This window comes from Rhodococcus sp. (in: high G+C Gram-positive bacteria) (genome assembly GCF_049286785.1).
Lineage (GTDB): Bacteria > Actinomycetota > Actinomycetes > Mycobacteriales > Mycobacteriaceae > Rhodococcus_F.
Genome location: NZ_JBAQEO010000146.1, coordinates 1 through 22,743, shown reverse-complemented (window position 1 = coordinate 22,743; position 22,743 = coordinate 1). Strand labels below are relative to the sequence as shown.

Annotated in this window: 24 protein-coding genes; 5 read left to right on the top strand and 19 right to left on the bottom strand. The window is 64.5% G+C overall.

Translation table 11 applies throughout. From position 1 onward, the window contains the following. From rplB to rpsJ, 5 genes are all read right to left on the bottom strand, one after another. Positions 1-572 (bottom strand): 50S ribosomal protein L2 (gene rplB / locus WAW17_RS05940; RefSeq protein WP_422332081.1); only part of this gene is annotated, 572 nt, incomplete at its 3' end. A 39-nt stretch (positions 573-611) separates the two neighbouring features. Continuing rightward, complete coding sequence (gene rplW / locus WAW17_RS05935; protein ID WP_422332080.1) at positions 612-917, bottom strand: 50S ribosomal protein L23; 306 nt, start codon at positions 915-917, stop codon at positions 612-614. After that, positions 914-1,603, bottom strand: a complete 690-nt coding sequence (rplD, locus tag WAW17_RS05930) for a 50S ribosomal protein L4 (protein WP_422332079.1) — start codon at positions 1,601-1,603, stop codon at positions 914-916. The genes rplW and rplD overlap by 4 nt, the downstream gene beginning before the upstream one ends. After that, complete coding sequence (rplC, locus tag WAW17_RS05925; protein ID WP_422332078.1) at positions 1,600-2,256, bottom strand: 50S ribosomal protein L3; 657 nt, start codon at positions 2,254-2,256, stop codon at positions 1,600-1,602. Before rplC ends, rplD begins: the two co-directional genes overlap by 4 nt. Before the next feature lie 20 nt (positions 2,257-2,276). After that, complete coding sequence (rpsJ, locus tag WAW17_RS05920; RefSeq protein WP_003938093.1) at positions 2,277-2,582, bottom strand: 30S ribosomal protein S10; 306 nt, start codon at positions 2,580-2,582, stop codon at positions 2,277-2,279. 464 nt (positions 2,583-3,046) lie between these two features. Here rpsJ and WAW17_RS05915 point away from each other — a divergent pair, with 464 nt between their 5' ends. The 4 genes from WAW17_RS05915 to WAW17_RS05900 all read left to right on the top strand — a co-directional run bounded on the left by WAW17_RS05915 (position 3,047) and on the right by WAW17_RS05900 (position 6,304). Continuing rightward, positions 3,047-3,523, top strand: coding sequence for a hotdog fold domain-containing protein (locus WAW17_RS05915; protein ID WP_422332077.1), 477 nt, complete (start codon positions 3,047-3,049; stop codon positions 3,521-3,523). 152 nt (positions 3,524-3,675) lie between these two features. After that, complete coding sequence (locus tag WAW17_RS05910; RefSeq protein ID WP_422332076.1) at positions 3,676-4,644, top strand: ATP-binding cassette domain-containing protein; 969 nt, start codon at positions 3,676-3,678, stop codon at positions 4,642-4,644. Further along, entirely contained in the window at positions 4,641-5,459 is an 819-nt protein-coding gene (locus WAW17_RS05905; protein WP_422332075.1) for an ABC transporter permease, read from the top strand. Before WAW17_RS05910 ends, WAW17_RS05905 begins: the two co-directional genes overlap by 4 nt. Continuing rightward, positions 5,456-6,304 (top strand): ABC transporter permease, encoded by an 849-nt coding sequence (locus WAW17_RS05900; protein ID WP_422332074.1) that lies wholly within the window; start codon positions 5,456-5,458, stop codon positions 6,302-6,304. The genes WAW17_RS05905 and WAW17_RS05900 overlap by 4 nt, the downstream gene beginning before the upstream one ends. Before the next feature lie 42 nt (positions 6,305-6,346). Here the strand turns inward: WAW17_RS05900 and WAW17_RS05895 are convergent, their stop codons facing one another. The 12 genes from WAW17_RS05895 to WAW17_RS05840 form a co-directional block, all read right to left on the bottom strand. Continuing rightward, positions 6,347-6,724 (bottom strand): hypothetical protein, encoded by a 378-nt coding sequence (locus tag WAW17_RS05895; RefSeq protein WP_422332073.1) that lies wholly within the window; start codon positions 6,722-6,724, stop codon positions 6,347-6,349. A 28-nt stretch (positions 6,725-6,752) separates the two neighbouring features. Further along, on the bottom strand, positions 6,753-7,940 hold the full coding sequence (locus WAW17_RS05890) for an MlaD family protein (protein ID WP_422332072.1): 1,188 nt from the start codon (positions 7,938-7,940) through the stop codon (positions 6,753-6,755). After that, positions 7,937-8,986, bottom strand: a complete 1,050-nt coding sequence (locus WAW17_RS05885) for an MCE family protein (protein ID WP_422332071.1) — start codon at positions 8,984-8,986, stop codon at positions 7,937-7,939. The genes WAW17_RS05890 and WAW17_RS05885 overlap by 4 nt, the downstream gene beginning before the upstream one ends. Further along, the gene (locus WAW17_RS05880) at positions 8,983-10,074 is read right to left on the bottom strand and encodes an MCE family protein (RefSeq protein WP_422332070.1); all 1,092 of its coding nucleotides are present in this window, start codon (positions 10,072-10,074) and stop codon (positions 8,983-8,985) included. The genes WAW17_RS05885 and WAW17_RS05880 overlap by 4 nt, the downstream gene beginning before the upstream one ends. Further along, positions 10,071-11,111 carry an MCE family protein gene (locus tag WAW17_RS05875; RefSeq protein WP_422332069.1) on the bottom strand — a complete coding sequence of 347 codons (1,041 nt, stop codon included), beginning with the start codon at positions 11,109-11,111 and terminating at the stop codon, positions 10,071-10,073. The genes WAW17_RS05880 and WAW17_RS05875 overlap by 4 nt, the downstream gene beginning before the upstream one ends. Beyond that, positions 11,108-12,151 (bottom strand): MCE family protein, encoded by a 1,044-nt coding sequence (locus WAW17_RS05870; protein ID WP_422332068.1) that lies wholly within the window; start codon positions 12,149-12,151, stop codon positions 11,108-11,110. The genes WAW17_RS05875 and WAW17_RS05870 overlap by 4 nt, the downstream gene beginning before the upstream one ends. Then, entirely contained in the window at positions 12,148-13,212 is a 1,065-nt protein-coding gene (locus WAW17_RS05865; protein ID WP_422332067.1) for an MCE family protein, read from the bottom strand. Before WAW17_RS05865 ends, WAW17_RS05870 begins: the two co-directional genes overlap by 4 nt. After that, a complete protein-coding gene (locus WAW17_RS05860) occupies positions 13,209-14,069 on the bottom strand; it encodes an MlaE family ABC transporter permease (RefSeq protein WP_422332082.1) in 861 nt (286 codons plus the stop codon). Before WAW17_RS05860 ends, WAW17_RS05865 begins: the two co-directional genes overlap by 4 nt. A 2-nt stretch (positions 14,070-14,071) precedes the next feature. Further along, positions 14,072-14,881, bottom strand: coding sequence for an MlaE family ABC transporter permease (locus WAW17_RS05855; RefSeq protein WP_422332066.1), 810 nt, complete (start codon positions 14,879-14,881; stop codon positions 14,072-14,074). A 62-nt stretch (positions 14,882-14,943) separates the two neighbouring features. After that, entirely contained in the window at positions 14,944-16,536 is a 1,593-nt protein-coding gene (gene fadD5, locus WAW17_RS05850; RefSeq protein ID WP_422332065.1) for a fatty-acid--CoA ligase FadD5, read from the bottom strand. A gap of 193 nt (positions 16,537-16,729) precedes the next feature. Further along, entirely contained in the window at positions 16,730-17,521 is a 792-nt protein-coding gene (locus tag WAW17_RS05845) for an enoyl-CoA hydratase (RefSeq protein ID WP_422332064.1), read from the bottom strand. Continuing rightward, positions 17,518-18,510 carry an NAD(P)H-dependent flavin oxidoreductase gene (locus tag WAW17_RS05840; protein WP_422332063.1) on the bottom strand — a complete coding sequence of 331 codons (993 nt, stop codon included), beginning with the start codon at positions 18,508-18,510 and terminating at the stop codon, positions 17,518-17,520. The genes WAW17_RS05845 and WAW17_RS05840 overlap by 4 nt, the downstream gene beginning before the upstream one ends. 432 nt (positions 18,511-18,942) lie before the next feature. On the opposite strand from WAW17_RS05840, the gene WAW17_RS05835 reads away from it, so the two are divergent. Further along, positions 18,943-20,211 carry a TetR/AcrR family transcriptional regulator gene (locus WAW17_RS05835; protein ID WP_422332062.1) on the top strand — a complete coding sequence of 423 codons (1,269 nt, stop codon included), beginning with the start codon at positions 18,943-18,945 and terminating at the stop codon, positions 20,209-20,211. Positions 20,212-20,423: 212 nt separating this feature from the next. Here the strand turns inward: WAW17_RS05835 and WAW17_RS05830 are convergent, their stop codons facing one another. Together WAW17_RS05830 and WAW17_RS05825 are read right to left on the bottom strand one after the other, a co-directional pair. Next, complete coding sequence (locus tag WAW17_RS05830) at positions 20,424-21,500, bottom strand: 2-oxo acid dehydrogenase subunit E2 (protein WP_422332061.1); 1,077 nt, start codon at positions 21,498-21,500, stop codon at positions 20,424-20,426. 18 nt (positions 21,501-21,518) lie between these two features. Further along, positions 21,519-22,743, bottom strand: a 1,225-nt coding sequence (locus WAW17_RS05825) for a transketolase-like TK C-terminal-containing protein (protein ID WP_422332060.1), incomplete at its 5' end; no start/stop codon positions are given.

Sequence of the window (22,743 nt, the reverse complement as noted above, 5' to 3'; positions counted from 1 at the left end):
GCGCGGCAGCGCACGTCGACGCGACGGATCTCACCGGACGGCATACGCAGCGTGGCGTAGGGGCCTTCCTTGCCGAGCAGCTGGATGCTGGCACCAGCCGAGCGGGCCATCTTGGCACCGCCGCCGGGACGCAGCTCCACACCGTGGATGGTGGTACCGGTCGGGATGTTGCGCAGCGGCAGGTTGTTACCCGGCTTGATGTCGGCGCCGGCGCCGGACTCGATCGGTGAACCCTGCACCAGGCCCTTGGGGGCGAGGATGTAGCGCTTCTCACCGTCTGCGTAATGCAGCAGTGCGATGTTCGCGGTCCGGTTGGGGTCGTACTCGATGTGAGCGACCTTGGCCGGAACGCCGTCCTTGTCGTTACGACGGAAGTCGATCAGCCGGTAGGCGCGCTTGTGCCCGCCGCCCTTGTGTCGGGTGGTGATGCGACCGTGTGCGTTTCGTCCACCGCGTCCGTGGAGCGGGCGAACCAGCGACTTCTCGGGGGTCGACCGAGTGATCTCGGCGAAGTCCGAGACGCTCGAGCCACGACGGCCCGGGGTAGTCGGCTTGTACTTACGGATTGCCATGAGTCTTCTAGTCCTCTATATCTCGTCAAGTCCCGGCGCTTACGCGACCGGTCCTCCGAAGATCTCGATGGGCTTGCTGTCGGCCGAGAGGGTCACGAGCGCGCGCTTGGTGTCCTTGCGCTTGCCGTAACCGAACCGGGTCCGCTTGCGCTTGCCCTGACGGTTGGCGGTGTTGACGCTGGTCACGGTGACACCGAAGATTTTCTCGACGGCGATCTTGATCTGCGTCTTGTTCGACTCCGGGTGCACCAGGAAGGTGTAGGTGCCTTCCTCGATCAGTCCGTAGGACTTCTCGGAGATGACCGGGGCGAGCAGGATGTCGCGGGGGTCGGCGATGGTCGTCACTTACCCTCCTCCTTGTTCTCTTCCTGGGCGGTCTCGGCGGGCCCGTGGATGAACGAGTTGAGCGCCTCGACGCTGAACACGACATCATCGCTGTTGAGCACGTCGTAGGTGTTGAGCTGGTCGGGTGCGATGGGATGCACACCGTCCAGGTTCTGCACGCTCTTCCACGCTGCGACGTCCTGGCGGCCGACGACCAGCAGAAGCTTCTTGCGATCCGAGATCTCGCCGAGGAAAGTGCGTGCAGCCTTGGTGGAAGGAGTCTGCCCGGCAACCAGTTCGGTGATCACGTGGATGCGCTCGTTGCGCGCCCGGTCGGAGAGGGCACCGCGGAGAGCGGCAGCCTTCATCTTCTTGGGGGTCCGCTGGCTGTAGTCGCGCGGCTGCGGGCCGTGCACGACGCCACCACCGGCGAACTGCGGTGCACGAGTCGAACCCTGACGGGCGCGGCCGGTGCCCTTCTGGCGGTACGGCTTCCTGCCACCGCCGCGAACCTCGCCGCGAGTCTTGGTGGAGTGGGTCCCCTGCCGTGCAGCTGCGAGCTGCGCGACAACGACCTGGTGCAGAAGCGCGATGTTTGCAGGCGCGTCGAAAATCTCCGCGGGGAGGTCGACGGTGCCGTTGGTCTTGCCGCCGGCGACCTTGACGTCCAGCGTCAGCTTGGTCGTCGATGTCTCGGTGCTGGTCATGCCCGTGCACCACCCTTCACTGCGCTCTTGACGATCACGAGGCCACCCTTGCGGCCGGGGATCGCACCCTTGATCAGCAGCAGGCCGTTCTCGGCGTCCACCTTGTGGACCGAGAGGTTCTGCGTCGTGATGCGGTCGCTACCCATACGTCCGGACATGCGCATTCCCTTGAACACGCGGCCTGGAGTGGCGCAACCACCGATGGAACCGGGGCGACGGTGAACAGCCTGTGCACCGTGCGAGGCACCCTGACCGGCGAAGCCGTGGCGCTTCATGGTTCCGGCGAAGCCCTTACCCTTGCTGGTTCCGGTGACGTCGACGTAGGCGCCGTCCTCGAAGACCTCGGCGGTAAGTTCCTGGCCGACCTCGTACTCCGAGGTGTCGGCAACGCGGAGCTCCACAACGTGGCGGCGCGGGGTGACGCCGGCCTTGGTGAACTGGCCGGACTTCGGCTTGTTCACCTTGCGCGGGTCGATGGCGCCGAACGCGAGCTGCACGGCGCTGTAGCCGTCACGCTCTTCGGTACGGATCTGGGTCACGACGTTGGGCCCGGCCTTGACGACGGTGACCGGAACAATCCGGTTGTTCTCGTCGAAGACCTGGGTCATGCCGAGCTTGGTGCCCAGGATTCCCTTGATCTTGGTATCAGTCATTGTTTTTGTCTCCGCCGCGCTCACTGAATGTTGACGTCGACGCTGGCCGGAAGGTCGATGCGCATGAGCGCGTCCACCGTCTTGGGCGTCGGGTCGAGGATGTCGATAAGCCGCTTGTGAGTACGCATCTCGAAGTGCTCGCGCGAGTCCTTGTACTTGTGCGGCGAGCGGATGACGCAGTACACGTTCTTTTCGGTCGGCAACGGCACCGGTCCAACGACACGGGCCCCGGTACGGGTCACCGTCTCGACGATCTTGCGCGCTGACGCGTCGATCGCCTCATGGTCGTAGGCCTTGAGCCTGATGCGGATCTTCTGTCCCGCCACGCTTAGTGTCCTTTTCTTGCCGCGTTTCGTAGTCCACCCGAGCGGGCCGAACTACCTCGTCTGCACAGTCCCTGAAGCGGGCCGCAACTGTCCGAACGCTAGGCGACCGGGACATACCCGATCCGCTGCCGCTGTTCATCTGTCATGGTTCTCCGGTACACGCGGTCGGGCGTGTCGCCCTCTCGCCCATCCTCCGGCCCAGGACTCTTCCGATTCTCAGGCCGGGAACGCGCACCGGATGCACTCGAATCGAGCGCACATCAGGTACTGCTTCCGTCTTGCATGGCCGCGACCTGGTTGTTTCCAACCTGCTCACGACGCTTTACCTCACCTACTTCGGGCCGCAATCGATCGCGTCCCAGACAAGGCAACCCGACCAGTATGCCGTACCAGTCCCAAGACATCAAACCGGGCGGGGAGCACTACCGACGCCCGCTTATCTTACCGACGAGTAAGGTTAAGTGATGACCGCTCCCAGCCCGACGTTTGCCGCCTGGAAGAAGTTGCCCGACAACGCACTCGGGCGCGCGCTGTTCTCCATCGGCCTGTGTGTACGCGTTCCCTACTTCGGCTCGATACTCCCCTACGTTACCGAGATGACGCCCGGTCACTGTGAGGTGTCCGCGCCGAAATGGTGGGGCGTACGCAATCACCTCGGCACGTTTCACGCGATCGCAGCCTGCAATCTCGCCGAGGCGGCGATGGGCATGCTGTGCGAGGCGACCGTACCTTCCACCCACCGCTGGATTCCGAAGTCGATGAAGGTGGACTACCTCACCGCGGCCGACAGCGGACTGCGAGCAGTCGCAGAACTTCGCGAGCTTCCCGACTTCACGACGATCACCGAGGGAATCGATTTCGTGGTGCCTGTGCGCATTCTGAACGTCGCAGGTATCGAAGTGGTCCACGCAGACATCACGACCTGGGTGACCCCGCGATAGGCGACGGTAGCAGCGGGAAAGTGGTACACGCGTCCGGTATTGATCGTGTATGCATCTCGACGCGTTACAGACGTTTCCGGAAGCAAGGAGTGCGTGCGCCCGGTCCCTGCAGACGGCCTTGGGCTCGGTCTCGCCATGACATACTCGAGGACATGCCTGCCTCTGAAGCTGCCGTTCTTGTCGAGGGAATCGAGAAGTCCTTCGGTGATGTCGCAGCATTGCGGGGTGTGAGCTTCGAAGTGCCACGAGGCACGGTCCTGGGCATCCTGGGCCCCAATGGCGCGGGTAAGACCACCACAGTCAACGTCCTCTCCACCCTTCTACGCCCCGACGCGGGACGCGCGTTCGTCGCCGGGCACGACGTAGTGGGCGATGCCGCGAACGTTCGTCGCAGCATCATGATGACCGGCCAGTACGCAGCGCTCGACGAGTCATTGACCGGCCGCGAGAACCTCGTGCTCTTCGGCCGGCTGATGGGACTGCCCAAGTCGTCGGCCAAGTCTCGCGCGCACGATCTACTTACCCAGTTCGACCTTATCGAGGCGGGCGATCGGAGAGTTTCCGGCTATTCCGGCGGTATGCGGCGGCGCGTCGATATCGCGTGCGGGCTCGTGATCCGGCCCGAAGTGGTCTTTCTCGACGAGCCGACGACAGGCCTCGATCCCCGAAGTCGCCAGGGTGTGTGGTCACTGGTGGCCGCACTCAAGGAACAGGGCATCACGATCCTTCTCACCACGCAGTACCTCGAAGAAGCCGACCTGCTCAGCGACAACATCGTCGTCATCGACAAGGGAACCGTGATCGCCGAGGGTTCGGCCGACGAACTGAAGGCCCGCACCGGCGGCAGTTATTGCGAGGTGGTGCCTGTCAGCCTCGACGACCTGCCGCGTATCCGGGAGATCCTCAGCAGCCTCGGCCCGCCCGACCTCCTCATCGAGGCGGAATCCGACCGGCTCTCCATTCCTGCGGAACACGGCGCCCAAACCCTCGCCGAAGTGTTGCGCCGCCTCGATCTCGCGGGGATCGCTCTCGCCGACATCGCCCTCCGTCGTCCCTCGCTGGACGATGTCTTCCTGTCGCTCACCGGTCGAGTCCACGCCGACGAGAGCCTGCCCTCGTGAGCCCCTCGGCAGCCACGGTGGCTTTCGACGGTCTGCTCGCGGGCAAGCACCGGCGGGCGCAGCCCTCAGGGTTTCAGCAATGGCTGGCCTTGTCGCAGCGCAACCTGCACACGATGCAGGTGACCGGCCAATTCTTCATCGCCGTCCTGGCCCCCTTGATCTTCACCGTCGGTTTCTACCTGCCGCTGCGGCTGGTGATGAAGTTCCAGGGCATCGACTACGCCCAATTCGTCATGCCGATCATCGTCCTGCAGGCCATGGCGTTCACGGCAATCTCGGCAGCCCATCGTGCGGCCACCGAGGCCTCGAACGGCATGAACGATCGGTTCCAGACGATGCCGGTCGGGGCGGCCATTCCCCTACTCTCCCGTATGACTGCATCCCTCATCCACTCGGCGATCTCGCTCGGCGCCGCCGTCGGATACGGATACCTGATCGGGTTCCGCTTCGTCGGTGGATTCGCATTGACAGCAGCCTTCTGCGGTCTGGCGATGTTGATCGGTTTCACGCTCACGACCGGGGCGGATGCTCTGGGGACTCTTACTCGTAGTCCCGAAATCACCAGTCAGGCGTTGACCCTCCCCCAACTGATTCTCGGTATGTTCTCTTCGGGCTTCGTCCCGGAGACCCAGTTTCCCGACTGGGCGCAGGGCTTCGTCCGGAACCAGCCGATTTCGCAGTTCTCCAACTCCCTGCGTGCCATGTCGGACGGAATGATCTCATTCCAGCAACTACTTCCGACATTCCTGTGGTGCGGGGGCCTGGTGCTGACCTTCGTTCCCTTGGCGATCTGGTCGAATGTGAGGCGAGGATGACCACAGAGTATCGATCGGACGCACCAACTCGAGTGACGTTTCCTCAGGTGATCGATCCGCACCCGGAGAACTCCCCGGCCGCGCTGGTCTCGCACAGCCTGCTTCAGACCCGGCGATTGCTGCTCCGCTGGGCACGGGATCCCTACACCATGCTCCAAGCGATCCTGTATCCGTCCCTGATGTTGATCATGTTCTGGGCGGTGCTCGGAATCTCGATCACCGAAGCCACCGGGGTGAACAGCATCTTCGGGACCGTTCCCATGATCACGCTGGTCGGCGCCATGTTCGGATCCATCGCGGGTGGGCTGTCGTTGAAGAAGGAGTGGTCCGACGGGCTGCTGAGCCGATTCTGGGTTCTGCCCGTCCACAGAGCATCAGGGTTGATCAGCCGGCTGCTCGCCGAGTGTGTTCGAATCATGCTCACTACGGTGTGCATCATCGCCGTGGGTTTTCCGCTCGGTTTCCGATTCGATCAGGGAATTCTGGCGGGCATCGCGCTCATGTTCTTGCCCCTGCTGTTCGGTGTCAGCTTCGCCACCCTCGTGACCGCTCTGGCCGTCAATTCTGCGAAGGCTCCGCTGGTGGAGATTCTCTCGCTGCTGTGTACCCTCCTGCTGTTCTTCAATTCGGGATTCGTGCCGACCGCCGCATACCCGACGTGGTTGCAGCCGTTCGTCGAGAACCAGCCGATGTCGTGTGCCATCGATGCAATGAAGGGGCTGTCCATGGGCGGCCCCGTCGCCGAGCCACTGATGAAGGCGGTGGCCTGGTCTGTGGGGGCCATCGTGATCTTCACGTATCCGGCGGTGAGCGGCTACCGCCGGGCAGCGGGAAGCCCGGCCTGAACTCCGCTCGCCGGCGCCGGTCAGCCCGGAGAACCGGTCAGCTCAGAAGGGCCGGAGTCGGGACAACTGCCGACGGGCAACGACCGCCGGCGTGAGCAACCAGTCGACCGTCTCGACAATCCTGCCTATACGCAGGAGCAGTTGGTCCAGATCCTGATCGGTCCCCGCCACGAATCCGACGAGTTCGTCGACCGAGCGCACCGTGTCCGCAAAGCCGTCGAGTCCTGCCGAGAACTTGTCCAGCATTGCCTCGAATCGAGACAACACGCGATGGAACTCGTCAAGGGAGTTGCCGATCTCGTCGGCCACCCCGTCGACGCGGCCCATCGTCACGTCGGCGTTGAGAGCGGCCTGGGTGAGCCGCCTGAGCCGGCCGGCGACCTCGGTGCCGTCCACTCCACGATCCGGCGGTTTGATCATCGGTTACTCCCTGAACTCGTTCGTGTACCTAACGCGGGGTGTGACCCGTCAGTGGCGGGTCGATCACGAACGGGTCGTCGGCGGCCGGCGGGCCGTAGACGCTGCCGTTCCTGGTCGCGTTGGCCTGACCCAGATCGTTCGGGCGCGGAGCGTTCACCGCACCCCGCTGCTCGAGGTACTCCTGTGGCTGACAGGTCCAATCGAGTGCCGGCTCGCGAGGTTCTGCCTCGGTCACCAGGCGCCGCGGCGCGTCGTACACGCACATCGGTCCCTGCGTGCCGACCAGGAACAGATCCGCCAGGCCACCCTTGGCGATCGAGCCGATCTTCGGAAGTGCCTCGGGCATGATGGTGAGCCCGTGCTCGAGCGACGGCGTGCGGTCGCCGATGATCTGCGTGGGAAGAACGAGACCGGCCATCATCGCCCCCAAGGAGTCCCGGTTGCCGGACAGGAGCGAATCCAGGCTGGCCATCGTTTGCGGGGAGCGTGTGAGCAGATCCACCAACGCGCCGTCCTGCGCCTGCAACTGCTCGAGCACGCCGCGCGCAGTGCTCAGAGAGCCCGGCAGGGAACCAGCCACCCCGTCCATGGTGTCGAGCAGGGGCATGCCCTTGTTCACGATGGTCGACAGTGCGTCGGTGCGGCTCTCCAGCGTCTGAGCCATCCGCGCCGAGCTGTCGAGCAGATTCTGCAGGTCCGGACCCGTGCCACCGAACGCGGTCCCGAAGGTGTCGGCCAGTGACGACAGCGCGTCCACGTCCAGCGTGTCGACCAGGTCCGTCGCCTGGACGAGGGTGGCGTCCAGGGACTTCGGGATTCCGTCCGGCGGAACCTCGATCGTGTCGCCGTTGGTGAGATAGGGGCCGTCGTCGCTGCTCGGCATAATGTCGAGCGCTTGGATTCCCACCGGGTTCTCGGTGCTGATCTTGGCCGTCGATCCGGCGGGGATCTGGGTGCCCTGATGCAGTTGGAGTCCGAGGATCACACCAGTGCCCTCGGTGTTCACGTCGACGGAACCGATAGTGCCGACGCCGAATCCGCGATAGTTGACGGAGGCTCCTGGCGCGAGACCCGCCGCATCGGGCAGCTCGGCACTGAGATGTATCGGGTCGCCGAAGGTGTCCGGGCCGGCAACGTATCTCAGCCCGAACAGCACGGCGGCGATCGAGATCACGATGAAGAAGATGAGCTGTGCCACGACGTGTCGTGTCATCATCGGACGCCTCCTCCGAGCACCTCGGGCAGTGTGCGGGCCTCCGGCAACTCGATCGGCGCCGAACCCAGGAGCAGCTTGGCGATGACGGCCGTGACATCGAACGTGCCGTCGAAGGTCACATAGTCTCCGGGCGTCGCGCCCGCGAATCCGCCGAGGAAGGTCGCAAGGGAGTTCAGCGTGGGTGCGAGTTCCGACTCGAATCCGTCGAGCGCCGCCAGCACGGTCGTGGCGTCACTGATCTCGGCGGACAACTCGGTGCCCGCGCTGCCGAGGAAACTGTCGGCCTCGCGACTGAGCCGCGACGCCTGTTCCATCAACGCGGTGATCTGATCGCGCTGCGCTACCAGCAGGTCGATCATCGGCGACATCTCGGTGAGACCCCGGTCCAGCACCGGTTGTCCCGCAGCGAGTTCGGAAGCGAACGCGTTCGACGACACCATTGCCCTGTTCAGCTCGTCGCGATGGTCGTTCACGACACCGAGCGTGTTGTTCAACATGTCCACCAGATCTCGCACCTTGTCCGATCGGCCCGCGAAAGCCGTGGTCAGCTCGTTCATGATCGACTGCATCTGGTCGATGCCGCTACCGTTCAGGACCGTCGCGAGAGCCGCGAGCCCGCTCTCGATGTCGGGCCCCTGGGACGTCTGCGCGAGCGGTATCACGTCGCCTTCCCTCAACGGGGCTCCCCCCGGATCGGAGATCTGGAGCCGGATGAAGGGGTTGCCGAGCGCGGTCGGCAACTCGATGCGAGCCGTCACGTCCCGCGGGACGGGAATGTCGTTGCGGATCCGCATGTCCACCCTCGCTGTGAAGTGCTGCGTGGACACCTCCGATACCCGCCCCACCACGTCTTGACCCACGCGGACCTCGGCCCCCGGGACGACGCGGTCGACGCTGCCGAACTCCGCAGCGATCTCGTAGGACGGGCCGTCGGGGGTACGTCCGACCGGGACCTCCCGCAGGCTGAGCGAGCAGCCGGCGCTCGCCAGAGCGACTCCGGCGATCACGAATGCAGCGAGAAATCGTGTACGCACCGCGATCGTCATCGTCCTCCGACCATGAGTTCACGTAGTCCGAACGGGTCGGACATACTGGGCGGAAACTGGATGGGATTGGTGATTCCGGAGCCTCGGCAGAGGATGGGATCCACGGTCTGGCACAGCGGCGACGTCGGTTCGGCCTGGGCGAGATTGGTGGAAATGTTCAACCTGATACGTGCGCGCTGATCCGGCGTGACCGCACGTTGGATGTTGTCGACCAGGAGCGGCACCAGGTCCATGATTTCGGCGAGGTCGGTGTCGTGCCGCTGCAGCACGCCGCTCAGTCCGGCGAGGTTCTCGACGCTGGCAGTGACGTCTCCACCACGGGCGGTCACCAACTGATCGATCTGGTCCAGGAGTGTGGACAACTGGCTGATCGTGTTTCCGATCTCGAATTTCTGTCCGGCGAACTCGTCGCCGATGGCGGCGAGTGAACCGGCGACCGAATCGACCTGGGTCTGGCGCGCGGAGATCGTGTTCACCAGAATCTCCAGATTGTCGATGAGTGCGCCCACGTTGTCGCTGTTCCCGGCGATGACCGAACTCGCTTGGGAGAGATTGCGAATGGCATCGTTCATCGCGGTTCCGAGTCCCTCCGTCGATTCCGCCGCCGAGGTGAGTACGCGACCCACGTCGCCACCCTGGGGACCGAGAGTCTTGACCACGGTGTCGACACTGTCCATCAGTTGGTCCCAGGTAATGGGTGAGTGACTGCGTTCCGGAGGGATGGTCTGCCCGCTTTCGAACGTCGGCCCACCGGTGTATGCCGGACCCAGTTCGACGAACCTCTCCCCGATGGCCGAAGACACGAGAACGTACGAATGCACCTCTGCGGGAAGCGTGACGTCCGGCTCGATCGACATCGTCACCATCACCGTGGAACCGCGCGGTTCCACCGCCTCGACCGTACCCACCGGAACACCGAGAACGGTGACCTTGGTGCCCGGGAAAACGCCGTTGACATAGGCGAATTCGGAACCCACCACGGTGGAGGACGACCGGAAGACCACGAGCCAGCTCACCACGACGAGGGCCACAACCAAGGCGAGGACTCCGCCGATTCCCAGGCCCTTGCGCAGGGCCCCCGCGTTCACTCGCACCCCGTGATGAGGCCGACAACGCACAGCAGGTTGTCCGCGATGAACGCGGCCGGGGCGGAAACGTCCGCCCAGTCGCCATTTCCGGTCGAGTTCGCAAGCGCGCGAGCGGCCGGTGCGCCCTGGGTGAGGAGCGCGTCGATGTTGGCGAGATTGGCATTGAGACGATCTGTCACCTGACGAGCGTTTGCAAGAAGGGTGTCGAGTTCACCGGTGTTCTCTCCGAGGAATGCAGACGCCTGCGTCACGAGAGACTCGAGGTCGTCGACCATCTGATGAATTGCCTCGCGCCGGGTGGCGAGTGTGTCCATGACTACGTCGGCGTTGCCGAGCAGTGTCGTGATCCGGTCTCGCTGGCCGACCATCACGTCGGTCAATGTTCTCGAGCTGTCGAGCAGTTGAGAGACCTGGTCCGCATTTCTGGCGAGGATGGCGGACGCCGCACTCACTCCGGCGAGTGCGTCCTTGTTGAGGGTCGCGTCTTTCGGCAGCGTGTCCGTCACTGCACCGACCATGTTCTGAAGCCCTTCGAGATCGAGATTCGCAGCCGTGTCGATCGCACTCGATCCGATCTCGTCCAGCGAATAGGGAACACTCGTACGACTGAGCGGAATCACACGTTCCTCTTCCAGATCTCCCGGCCCCGAGGGGGATACGTCGAGATACCGCTTTCCGAGGATGGTGGACAACTTCACACCCGCCGACGTCGTCGTACCGAGGTGCCGGGCATTGTCGAGACGGAAGTGGACGCGGACGTGGTCACCGGCCAGCTCGACGTCGGTAACCCGGCCGGCCGGTACTCCTGCGACGTATACGTAGTCCGATGTGGTCAGACCGGCAGCATTGGCCAGCTCGGCCGTGTACCCGTCGGTGCGCACGACGAAGCTCAAACGGGGCACCACGACCACCACGGCAAGAACCAGCACCGCGGCCACGATGCCCACGGCACCGACGACCAGGGGCTTGACCGGTCGCACTCGTTGATTGCCGGAGAGCGAGTCCCAGACGTCCCGCACCTTGTTTGCGAAACTCATTGGCAGTACCTCGAATGCAGGTCGGGACCCACTGCGCCCTGCCGACCGTCGACATTGACGATGAAGGTGCACAGGTAGATGTTGAGCCACGATCCGTACTCGCCGGCCCGGTTCACCGAAGCGAAGAATCGGGGCATCGCCGTCATCAAGTGGTCGAACTGCGGATTCGCGCCGAGCATCGCTCCGGTCAGCGAATTCAGGCGGTCGACCGATCGGGTGAGTTCGGGAACCCGCCCGTCGATGATCTGCAGCGCGGACCGGCTCACGGCAGCGCTCTGATCGAGGGTGTCGATCAGGACATCGTTGTTCTCGGCGAGCATCCCGGTGAATTCTGTGAGGCTGTCGACGAGATGGGACAGTTCCGGTGCTCGGGCGGCCGCGGTTCCCACCACGGTCTCGAGATTGCCGATGAGTTCGCCGATCACCTGATCGTGGTTCGCCAGATTGCTCGTCACGTCGGTGACCCGCTTCAGGAGTGTTTCCATGCTCGCCTTCCGCCCGTCGAACACTGCCACGACCTCGGTGGCGAGGTCGTTCACCTGCTGGGGATCGATGGCGTCGAACAGCGGTTTGAATCCGTTGAAGAGACTGGTCAGGTCGAGTGCGGGCTTCGTCCTCGCCAGCGGGATGGTCTCGCCTTCCCGGAGTCTTCCCGCGCCGGGCGAGCCGGCGGACAGGTCGAGGTAGCGGACGCCCAGGAGATCGCCGTACCGGATCGCGATACTCGTATCGGCCGGCAATTCCTGATCGCGCTGAACCTGGAAGTCGACGAGCGCGGTAGCCGTCCCCGCATCACCGTCCACGATCTCGACCGAGTTCACCTTTCCTACGCGCACTCCCGCAATTGTGACGTCGCTGCCCGGTGTCACGCCCTGCGCATCGGTGAAGAGTGCCTTGTAGCCCACGGTCGAACCCTCGACCGGGACCCGCAACGTGTTGATCACGAGTACCGCAGAGAGAACACCCACGAGAACGAATGCGGCCAACTTCAGCCCCGAGACCAGATCCCGGTCGCGGAACCGTCTCTTCCAGTTACTCATTCGCCCTCACCGCCCCCGCAGCTCGGCCCGTTCAGGCCCGGATACCGCGGGCACTCCGCGGAGGTATAGGGGCGTGGATTCGAAAGGTCTGCAGCCACCCGCACCGCGAACTTTCCTGTAGAGAAGACAGAGGCACCCGCGTCACCGAACGGCCCCACCTCGTCGAGAGTGGCGCGCAACAGATCCGACTTGCTCGCCATGGTTCCCAGTGTCGGTGAGAGGTTCAGCGCCACCGCTACCATGTTGTCGGCATTCTGCTCGAAGAAGTCACCGGAGTTGCGCGAAACCACCAGCGACGCGGCGAGGAATCCGGTGAAGCTGTCGGAATTCTCGACAAGAGTGTTCGACAGAGACGCAGCGGCGTCCATCGTCGCGAGGAGATCGGGGGCGGAGACTCGCAGTTGCTCGCTGATCCGTGCGATCTGCGGCGCACGTTCCGCCACGGTATCCACCAGGGGCGCGGTGGATACCGCGACCGCGTGGAGGCTGTCGATCGTGTGGCCCAACTGCGCGCCACGTCCGCGTAGGGCGTCGGCGACGGAACTGATCGCTGCTTGCATCTGCTCGGGCTTCACGTCCGACAACATGGCGTAGACCTTCGAGTACAGGTCGTACATCTGAACGGTTTCGGTAGAGGTGTCGGGCTGAAGTTCTGCCCCGGCTCGGAGCCGGGCTCCCGCTGCTCCCGCTGCTCCCCCCGTCGCCACCAGTTCGACGGTCTGATCACCGAACAAAGTCCGCGGCACCACCCGCACCTGGACGGAGGCGGGTATGTTCCCCATCTGATCAGGGTCGAGACCGATCTCCATCCCCGACTGATCGATTCCGGGATCGACTTTCGTGACGGTCCCGACGACGGCACCCTTGTACGACACGGTGGCGTGCGACTTCACCGCACCGGCTGCGGCGGGAAGAGTGGCCCGCACCACGGGTTCGGTGACGATCGCGCCGGTTCCGAAACCCACCAGCAGCGCCGACCCCACCACGACGACAACAACTCCGATCACTCCGCGCACGGCGAGCGAGGCCTTGCCCGGACCACCCGGGCGACGACGTATCACGGCAACCCCAGAGCGGGAGCGGACGGCACGAGACCCCACAGTGACAGCGTCAGCAGAAGGTCCACGATGCCGATCGCGAGGATGCTGGTCCGCAACGCCCGGCCCGCGGCGCGGCCGACGCCTTCAGGGCCACCGTAGGCGTGGTAGCCGTACGAGCAGTGGACGAGGGCGATGATCGTCGCGAACACCAGCGCCTTGACGAAGGAGTACAGCACGTCGGTGGGGGTGAGCATGAGGTGGAAGTAGTAGTCGTAGGTTCCGGCGGATTGCCCGCTGAAGGTCACGATCACCAATCGTGATGCGAGATAGGAAGACAGCAGACCGACAACATAGAGCGGCACGACACAGATCAGGCACGAGACGAGCCTGGTGCTCGCAAGGAAGGGCAGTGAACGGATCGCCATCGCATCCAGGGCACTGATCTCTTCCGAGATACGCATGGACCCCAGCTGGGCGGTGAAACCGGTGCCCACCTTGGCGGCGAGCGCGATACTGGCGATGACCGGTGCGAGTTCACGCGTGTTCAGGATGGCGGAGAGAAGACCGGACATCGACCCCATTCCGAGGAGGTCCAGTCCGCGCAGACCCTCGATACCCACCTGAGTGGCTGCGACCGCGGACATTGCGAATACGACGCCGATGGCGCCGCCGCCGGCGAGGATTGTGGCTCCCCCGAAACTGATGTCACCGATCTGCCGCAAGATATGGCGCCAGTACCTCACAACAGCGAGTGGGATTCCAGCGATCACGCTGCCGTAGAACGTGAATTCCCTGCCCAGCCTCGCCATCATGTCCAGCGGATAGCGAGCCTTGGCTTTCGCCCAGTGCACGGCAGGCCATCGGGTGTTGACCACCACCATCAGTATCCACCTACCGGAACGACGAGAACGGAATAGAGCTGACTGAGAACCGTGTTGACGATGAACACCAGAATGAACGCCAGAACCACCGCTTCGTTGACGGCGTCGGCGACTCCACTGGGCCCACCCTTGGCGTGCAGCCCCTTGAAGCTGGCTATCAGAGCCGAGGTGATGGCGAACGCAGTCGACTTCACGAGCGCAACAACGAAGTCGGACAGTCGGGTGTACTGGGACAACGCCGTCAGGAAGCTACCGGCGGAGGTGTTCTGGACCACCACTTGAAAGAAGAAGCATGCCGACACCCCCACTGCCGTCACCATCGCGCACAGGGCGATGCCGACGATGACTGCTGCGATCACCCGTGGAACGACCAGGCGTTCGATGACGTTGAGACCGATGACTTCCATGGCCTCCACTTCCTCACGGATCGTCCGTGAGCCGAGGTCGGCACAGATCGCCGAGCCGCCGACACCGGCGAGCATGAGTGCGCAGACCAGAGCGGACGCCTGACCGACGATCACGAACCCGACGACGGCACCGGTGTACCCCTCGGCACCGAGCTGACCGGCGAGACTGCCGATCGTGACGGCGATCAACACACCGATCGGGATCATGAGAAGTATCGCCGGAGCCGAGGTGACGGATGCGATCCGCCAGGCCTGGTCCAACAGTTCCCGCCAGGCCAATCTGCGCCGCACCAGAACCCGAACCGCTGCCACCATGGTCGCGATCGAGAATCCGATGAGGGCGCCGACTTCGTTGGCGAAATGGCTTACCGGCCCCTTGGCGGGTGGCAACTCGAACGTCACGCGGTCCTCCCCCGTTGCCGGCCACCATTACGGCGACCGGCGACGAGTTTCTCGTATAAGGGTCAGCCCACCACAACGCTGTTGGCGCCGTGGGTCTTTCGAAGATCGCCCTTGACTACTTTGCCACTGGCATTACGGGGCAGAGCGTCGATCACGACGATGTCCTTGGGGTGCTTGTAGCGTGCCAGCTTGTCGTCGAGCCAGGCGGACAGTTCTTCGATGGTCAGGTCCTCGCCCTCGTCGGAGAGCGCGACGACGGCAACGGGTACCTCGGTCCACTTGGGATCGGGGCGTCCGACGACCGCTGCCTCCCGGATACGGGGATGGCCGAAGAGAACGTTCTCGACCTCGGCGCAGTAGATGTTCTCGCCGCCCGAGATGATCATGTCCTTCTTGCGATCGACGACATAGATGAATCCCTCGTCGTCCTGGCGCACCAGGTCGCCGGAGTGGAACCATCCGCCGGCGAACGCATCTGCGGTAGCGGAAGGATTCTGCCAGTACTCGAGCATCATCGTCGGCCCGCGGTAGACGATCTCTCCCACGGCGCCGGGTTCGACATCGTTCATTTCATCGTCGACGATGCGTGTCTGGATGGTCGGGATCGGCTTGCCCACGGACCCCAGCTTGCGAACGGCGTCGTCCCCGTCGAGAACGCAAGTGATGGGTGACATCTCCGTCTGGCCGAACACTGCGACGTTGAGCGCATTCGGGAAGGTTTCTGCCATGGCACGAAGAATGGTGTCCGACGACGGTGCTGCACCCCAGCTGATGACGCGCAGCGCCAGATCGCGGTCCTTGGCCGTGGGATCAGCACAGACGGCCTGCCACTGCACCGGCACGAGGAATACCGTGGTGATCCGCTCCTGCTCCCACACGTCGAGCATCTCGGTGGGGTTGAACGCCTTGAGAGGGTAGATGACGGTGGTGCCGCCGAGCATCAGCATCGGAGCAACCGAACCGAGGGCCGCCACATGGAACACGGGCGAGGCGAGGAAGCCGACGTCGTCGCCGCGGTCGTAGCGCATTGCACGAATACAGGTGATCGACTGGGCGACCATGTTGGAATGCGAGAGCACCGCACCCTTCGGGGTTCCCGTGGTTCCGGACGTGTAGAGAATGAGCGACGGCGTGTCCTCGGGCAGATCGACCGGCGCGTACGGCTCCCCGGCCTCTGCCACCAGTTCTTCGTATCCGAGGACGTCGCCCTCCGTCTCGGCGCCCATGTTGACCACCAGGCCCAATTCGGCGACGTCCTGCCGCACAGCGGCGACGAGAGGCGCCAGTGCCGGTTCCGTGAACACTGCCCGTGCTCCCGAATCGCGGGCGATGAACGCGACCTCGGGTGGGGTGAGCCGGAAGTTCACCGGGACGGCGATCGCTCCCAGTGCATTGATCGCGAGAACCGCTTCGAAGAACTCGGTGCGGTTCAGAGTGAGCAGCAGAACTCGATCACCGAAACTCACACCACGGCGGGAAAGGGCTCCTGCCAGGGACTGCGAACGACCGTGAAGTTCCCGCCAGGTGGTGTTCTGTCCGAGGAAGCGGAATGCAGCGTGGTCCGGCTTCATCTCCGCGTGCGACGCAACCCAGTTGTTCCAATGGTTGCGGCGGGATTGCAGTGGCTGCTCGAGCAGCTCGCTACGTGATGTCATGTTCGGTGTGGTCCCTTCGCTGTGCTCGTGTCCGTCGCCCTCATGTTCAGGCCGCGCGGAGGTTGTGACGAGTATTACAGATCTTGGCGCCGATCGGAATACTGTTGTTAACGGCAATTCGCATCGGTCATAGCGCGGCGCCGCGACAAGATGCATGTCGCAGCGCCGACTTTGCCTTTTAAGCTAGCTGCAGCTAGCGCTGGAAGCGTGCCGGCCGCTTCGTCAGCAAGGCGGTGACGCCTTCCGCGAAGTCGGGTGCTTGCAGCAATTCCACCTGCCCTGCCTTCTCCCGCTCCAGAGCGGCATCGAGTGCAGCCAGCGTCGACGCGGTCAGCGCCCGTTTGGTCAGCTCGATGGCACGCCGTGGGCCGCGCGCCAGTTTCGCCGCGACGGCGTCGACGTGCGCTGCGAGTTCCTCCGCCGGAACAACACCCGCGATGAGCCCTTCCTTTTCGGCCTCCACCGCCGGCATACGTTCCCCGAGTAACGCCATGCGCGTTGCGCGGGCCCGGCCGATCGACGTCGAGATCAAGGCGGTGGATCCTCCGTCGGGCATCAGTCCGATGTTGACGAATGCGAGCAGCAGGTAGGCGTTGTCCGACGCATAGGTGAGGTCGGCGGTGAGCGCAATGGAGGCACCCACCCCAGCGGCGGCCCCATTGACCTGCGCTATCACCGGCACGGGCAACTCGACCATTGCCCGGACCACTCGATTGGCTGTGTCCATCACCACCTCCGGTGATGCTTCCCGGCCACCGGCCTCCGCCGCGGCGGCGAGATCGGCACCCGTACTGAAGGCTCGACCGGCGCCGGCGATGATCACCACTCGTACCGTGGGATCGGTTGCCGCTTCCGTGAGCACGTCACCCAGCGCGCCGAGGTGGGCGAGATCGAGCGCGTTCATCCGATCGGGCCGGTCGATGGTGATCCGGAGTACTCCGTCGTCGTTCGTGACGCGGAGACCTTCGACAGCGGGCACCGTCACGACTGTGCCCCCACTCGGGTGTCGACCATGCTCACAAGCCGCTGTGTGATCAGCGCTTCGGCCTCGTCGACCATCCGCGACACCAGGGCACCGACTGTGGGGATGTCCTCGATCAGCCCCTGGCTCTGACCCGCGGTCCAGATCCCGGCGTCGAGGTCACCGTCCTCGAACACCTTGCGCCCGCGCGCCCCAGCGACGAGATGCTGAATGTCCGTGAACTCGCACCCGCCGGCCTCGATCTGAACGACCTCGGAACTCACTGCGTTGGTGGCGACTCGTGCGGTGTTCCTCAACGTGCGGAAAATGAGCTTGGTGTCGCGCTCGGTGTTGGCGACGATCTGTTCCTTGACCGCGTGGGCGACAGGCGATTCGACGGTACACATGAAACGTGTGCCCATATTGACACCGTCCGCACCCAGCGCGAGCGCGGCGACGAGTCCACGGGCGTCGGCGATGCCACCCGATGCGATGACCGGAATGGTGAGCTTCCTCGTCGCCGCCGGAATGAGAATCAGTCCTGGAATATCGTCCTCGCCGGGGTGGCCCGCGCACTCGAAGCCGTCGATGCTGACCGCGTCGACACCCACCTGTTCGGCCTTCACGGCGTGGCGGACGCTCGTGCACTTGTGGATCACCTTGATACCGGCATCCTTGAAATGCGGAAGGTGGTCAACAGGATTGGAGCCGGCCGTCTCCACGATCTTGATCCCGGAATCGACGATGGCTTGCCGGTATTCGGCGTACGGCGGGGGGTTGATGGACGGCAGGATCGTAAGGTTCACACCGAACGGCTTGTCGGTGAGCTCCCGCGTCCGCTCGATCTCCTTGACCAGGTCTTCCGGCGTCGGCTGTGTGAGCGCCGTGATGAACCCCAGCGCGCCGGAGTTCGCCACCGCCGCGACCAGTTCTGCCCGGCCGACCCACATCATTCCTCCCTGGACGATGGGGTGTTCGATCCCGAAGGCATCGGTGAATTTGGTTCGTAACATGTCAGCGCACCTCTTCGAATGTGCCGCCCCTGAGCGGCCTTGTCCAGCAACAATTGCGGCGGGCCGAGCGGGCGCCGCGCTCGACGACTCCAGCTACGGAACGCCGCTCTGAACCCCCCTGTGGTTCAGAGCGATCCAGCGACGGATGGTGGGCGCGAGCCGAGCCGAGCCCACCCGGCCGGGCTGCACTCATGATCCAAGTACCTCCGACCCTCGCGAACCAAGTCCACCGTGCGAATTTCTGTTAACTTATGTTGACAGATGACTGCGTGTCAAGAGTCACGTCACGACATTCGAATGCTTCTTACTGGCGGTTCACCGGTCCACACACCCTCACGAGGACTGCATGTCGCGATACCTCGTCCGAAGCTAGTCGAGTCTCGGTTAAGATCGACATCACATCACACGGCAGGGAACTGCCCATTATCGGAGGTGACCGTGGCCCGGACCAGCGCGGCGGCCGGTGCCGTCACCGAGACGTCGGTCCGGCGTCGGCCCAAGAACCGCAAGGCGCAGATCGCGAACGTCGCGGCCGAGGCTTTCAGCGAGCGGGGGTATCACGCGGTCGGCGTCGACGACATCGCGGCGGCGATCGGCATCTCGGGGCCGGCGCTCTACCGTCACTTCCCGAACAAATATGCCCTGCTCGTTCATGCAGCCACCAGCGCGGCCGACGCTCTCCAGGCCGCGGCCGACACCGCCCTCGAGGAAGTCACGGACCGCGAACCGCGTGAGCAACTGGGGCACCTGGTCTCCGCGCTCGCTGCCAACACCATCGAGAATCGCAAGACCGCCGGGCTCTACCGCTGGGAGGGTCGGTACCTGGAGGCCGACGACCGCACACGCATTCGCGATGTCTTCGTGCACGTCACCCAATGCGTCGCCACGCCACTTCGCGGGTGCCGGCCAGAACTGACGGATGTCGACGCGACGACATTGGCAGCGGCGACCCTCAGCGTGATGGGAAGTATCAGTGCCCACCGCACCGCGCTCGCGACCCGTCGACTCCAGGCGCTCCTGACCTCGGTGTGCGAGTCGATTCTCCAGTCCACACTTCCCCCTGTCACCCGGCCCCGATCCGGGACTCGTGCCGGGATCGGTTCCGAAGTACGTGGACTGGCGGTGACGTCCAAACGTGAGCTGTTGATCAACGAGGCCGTGAAGATTTTCGATCAGCACGGTTACCACGATTCGAGCATCGAAGAGATCGGTGCGGCCGCAGGTATCAACGCCTCGAGCGTGTACCGCCATTTCCCCAGCAAGGCCGACCTTCTGGCAGCCGTGTTCTATCGAGCGTCCGACCGGCTCGCAGTGGCCACCTCCGCCGCGCTCGCGGACGCCACGGACCCCGACGACGCACTCCGGAAACTTGCGGAGTCGTACCTGGAATTGGCCTTCGAGAATCCGGCGGTTCTATCGGTGTACTTTGCCGAGATCGGCAATCTGCCGACGCACGAAAGAACGAGTCTCCGCAACGTCCAGCGACTGCACGTGGAGGAGTGGGTACATCTCGTCACCACGGTACGACCCGAATTGTCTGCCCCTGAAGCCCGATTCCTCGTTCACGCAGCACTCGGTCTGGTGCTCGACATCGGCCGGCTCGTCCATTTCGACACACGTGAGGAATCCCGGGCGCGCCTGCACACCTTGATGGTGGCGGTTCTTCTGAAGCAGCATCGAGCGCAACGGAACCTATGGTGAGTGCCCGCGGGTGCGGAAGTGACAGGGGTGCGGGCCGCTTCGGCTTTCGTTCCGTCGAGCCGGAAGAGGGCGAGCATCGGCAAGGTCGGGACTGCCGTACGCGCTAGCCACCCGCCGCAGGTGACGACGTGTTCACCTGCGACGGCTGCCGTTCTCGTGGGTGCCGAGCGACCAGTCGTACGCCACAAGACCGAGCCCGACCAGCTGCAGGCTCATCGCAACTCCGACTGATCGAATCCAGCCTCCAGCCTGCGCCGGACGGTGGTGAGGTAGCGGGCGGCGTCGGCGCCGTCGACTATGCGGTGATCGTAGGACAGCGACAGGTAGGCCATCGACCGAACACCGATCCGTAGTGCGTCATCGTCGTCGCGGGCAGGGACGACGCGTTCGACCACGGCACCGACCCCGAGGATGGCGGACTGGGGCTGGTTGATGATCGGGGTGTCGAACAGTGCCCCGCGACTGCCGGTGTTGGTGATGGTGAACGTGCCGCCGCTCAGGTCGTCGGGCCGGATCGTTCCCGACCGCACCTTGTCCGCAGCGTCGGCGATCGCATGGGTCAGTTCGGGAATGCTCGAGGCTCCGGCATCGCGAATGACGGGCACCATCAGGCCCTTGTCGCTGTCGACGGCCATACCGAGGTGCACCGCACCGTGGTATGTCACCTCGGTGCAATCGGCGTCGAGCGACGCGTTGACCACCGGGTGCTCTGCGAGCGCCTCGACCGCCGCGGAGACGAAGAACGGCAAGAACGACAACTTCACCCCGATGCGCCGGTGAAACGCCTCCTTCTCCCGATCACGCAGGCGTGCAATCTCAGTGACATCCACTTCCACCACAGTCGTCAATTGTGCCGAGGTCTGAAGGGACTCGACCATGCGCCGGGCGATGGTCCTGCGAATCCGCGGCAGGGTCTCCACCCGATCCGTACCGGCCGACGCTGCCACCGGCTCCGGCTCCGGCTGGCGCTCCGGCTGGGGCTCCGGCTGGGGCTCCGGCCGGGGCTCGGGCGTCGGCACGACCTCGGCGCCAGATTCCTCGCCGACCACCGCCAGCGCGCTGCCGACTTCGACGACGACGTCCTCCGGAACCAAGATCTCGAGGAGTACGCCGGCGGTGGGAGACGGGATTTCGGTGTCGACCTTGTCGGTGGCGACCTCGAGCAGGGGCTCCTCCCTCTCGACCTGGTCACCGGGGGCCTCGAGCCAACGGGTGACGGTCGCCTCGGCGACGTTCTCGCCGAGCGACGGCAATACAACCGTGGTGGCGGCGATCTGATTCGTGGGCATACGTGTTGTCTTCCTAGGTCAGTCGACGAGATCGAGGGCGGCGCGGACAATGCTGTCGGTGTCGATGCCGTGGTAGCGGTAGACGTCATCGAGGGAACCGACCTGCCCGAACTTGCTGACACCGAGTGCGGCCCCGGGGACATTGTTGATCCCGGTCAGGAACGCGAGGGTATGCGGGTGGCCGTCGAGGATGGTGACCATCGGTGCCGCCCGATCGGCGGGAAACACCTGGTCGAGGATCCACGACGGACCGGCGGCGAGCCCGCGGCGGGCCTGCACCGCCTCGAACAACAGGCCCGGACTGGTGACGCACACGACGTCGGCGGCGATGCCCTGCTCCGCGAGACGATCGGCGCCAGCAAGTGTTTCGGTGATCATCGCACCCATCCCGACGAGCGTGACCGCAGGATTTTCGACGTGGCGCAGCGTATACGCCCCGGCGACCACCTGACGGCGGCGGCGTTCCCGGGCGGCCGGATCTGTGGGCACGGCGGCGAGGGTCTGATCGACCGGGCGGGTCGACAACCGCAGGTACGACGACGTGCCGTCGGGCCGGCCGAGGCGTCCGATGCAGGAGAGCAGCGTCCACTCGACGTCGATCGCGAACGCCGGCTCGTAACTGACACAACCGGGCTGCTCCAACCCGATGGACGGGGTTTTGATCGACTGATGGGCACCGCCTTCCGCGGCGAGAGTGACCCCGGACGGGGTGCCGACCAGGATCGATTGCCCGCCCGCATAGATACCGTACGACCAAGGCTCGAGGGCCCGTTCGACGAACGGGTCGTACATCACCCCGATCGGGAACAGTGGCTGGCCCCACCGGCTCCACGTGGCACCGAGCTCACCCATCAACCCGACCAGGTTGGTTTCTGCGATGCCCAGTTCCATGTGCTGCCCGGTGGGCTTCTCCCGCCAGTGCATGATCGTCTCGGCGTCGTCGTCGAACCAGTTGCGGCGCTCGTTCGGCGACCACACCCCCACTTTGTTCAGCCAGCCCGCCAGATTCGTGGTCGAGCTGACGTCGGGGCTGACGGTGACGACGCGTTTCGCGGCGTCGGGAGCTTGGCGGGTGAGATCGAGCAACGTCCGACCGAGCGCGGCCTGGGTGGTGGACGTCCCGGACGGAGTGCGGCCGATATCGGCCGGAACCGCTGGCGGTTCGGCGAATTCGATATTCTCGCGCACCAACCGGTCGGCGGCCGACCGGCACACGAGGTCCGCCGTGCTGTCGGCGGAGAAC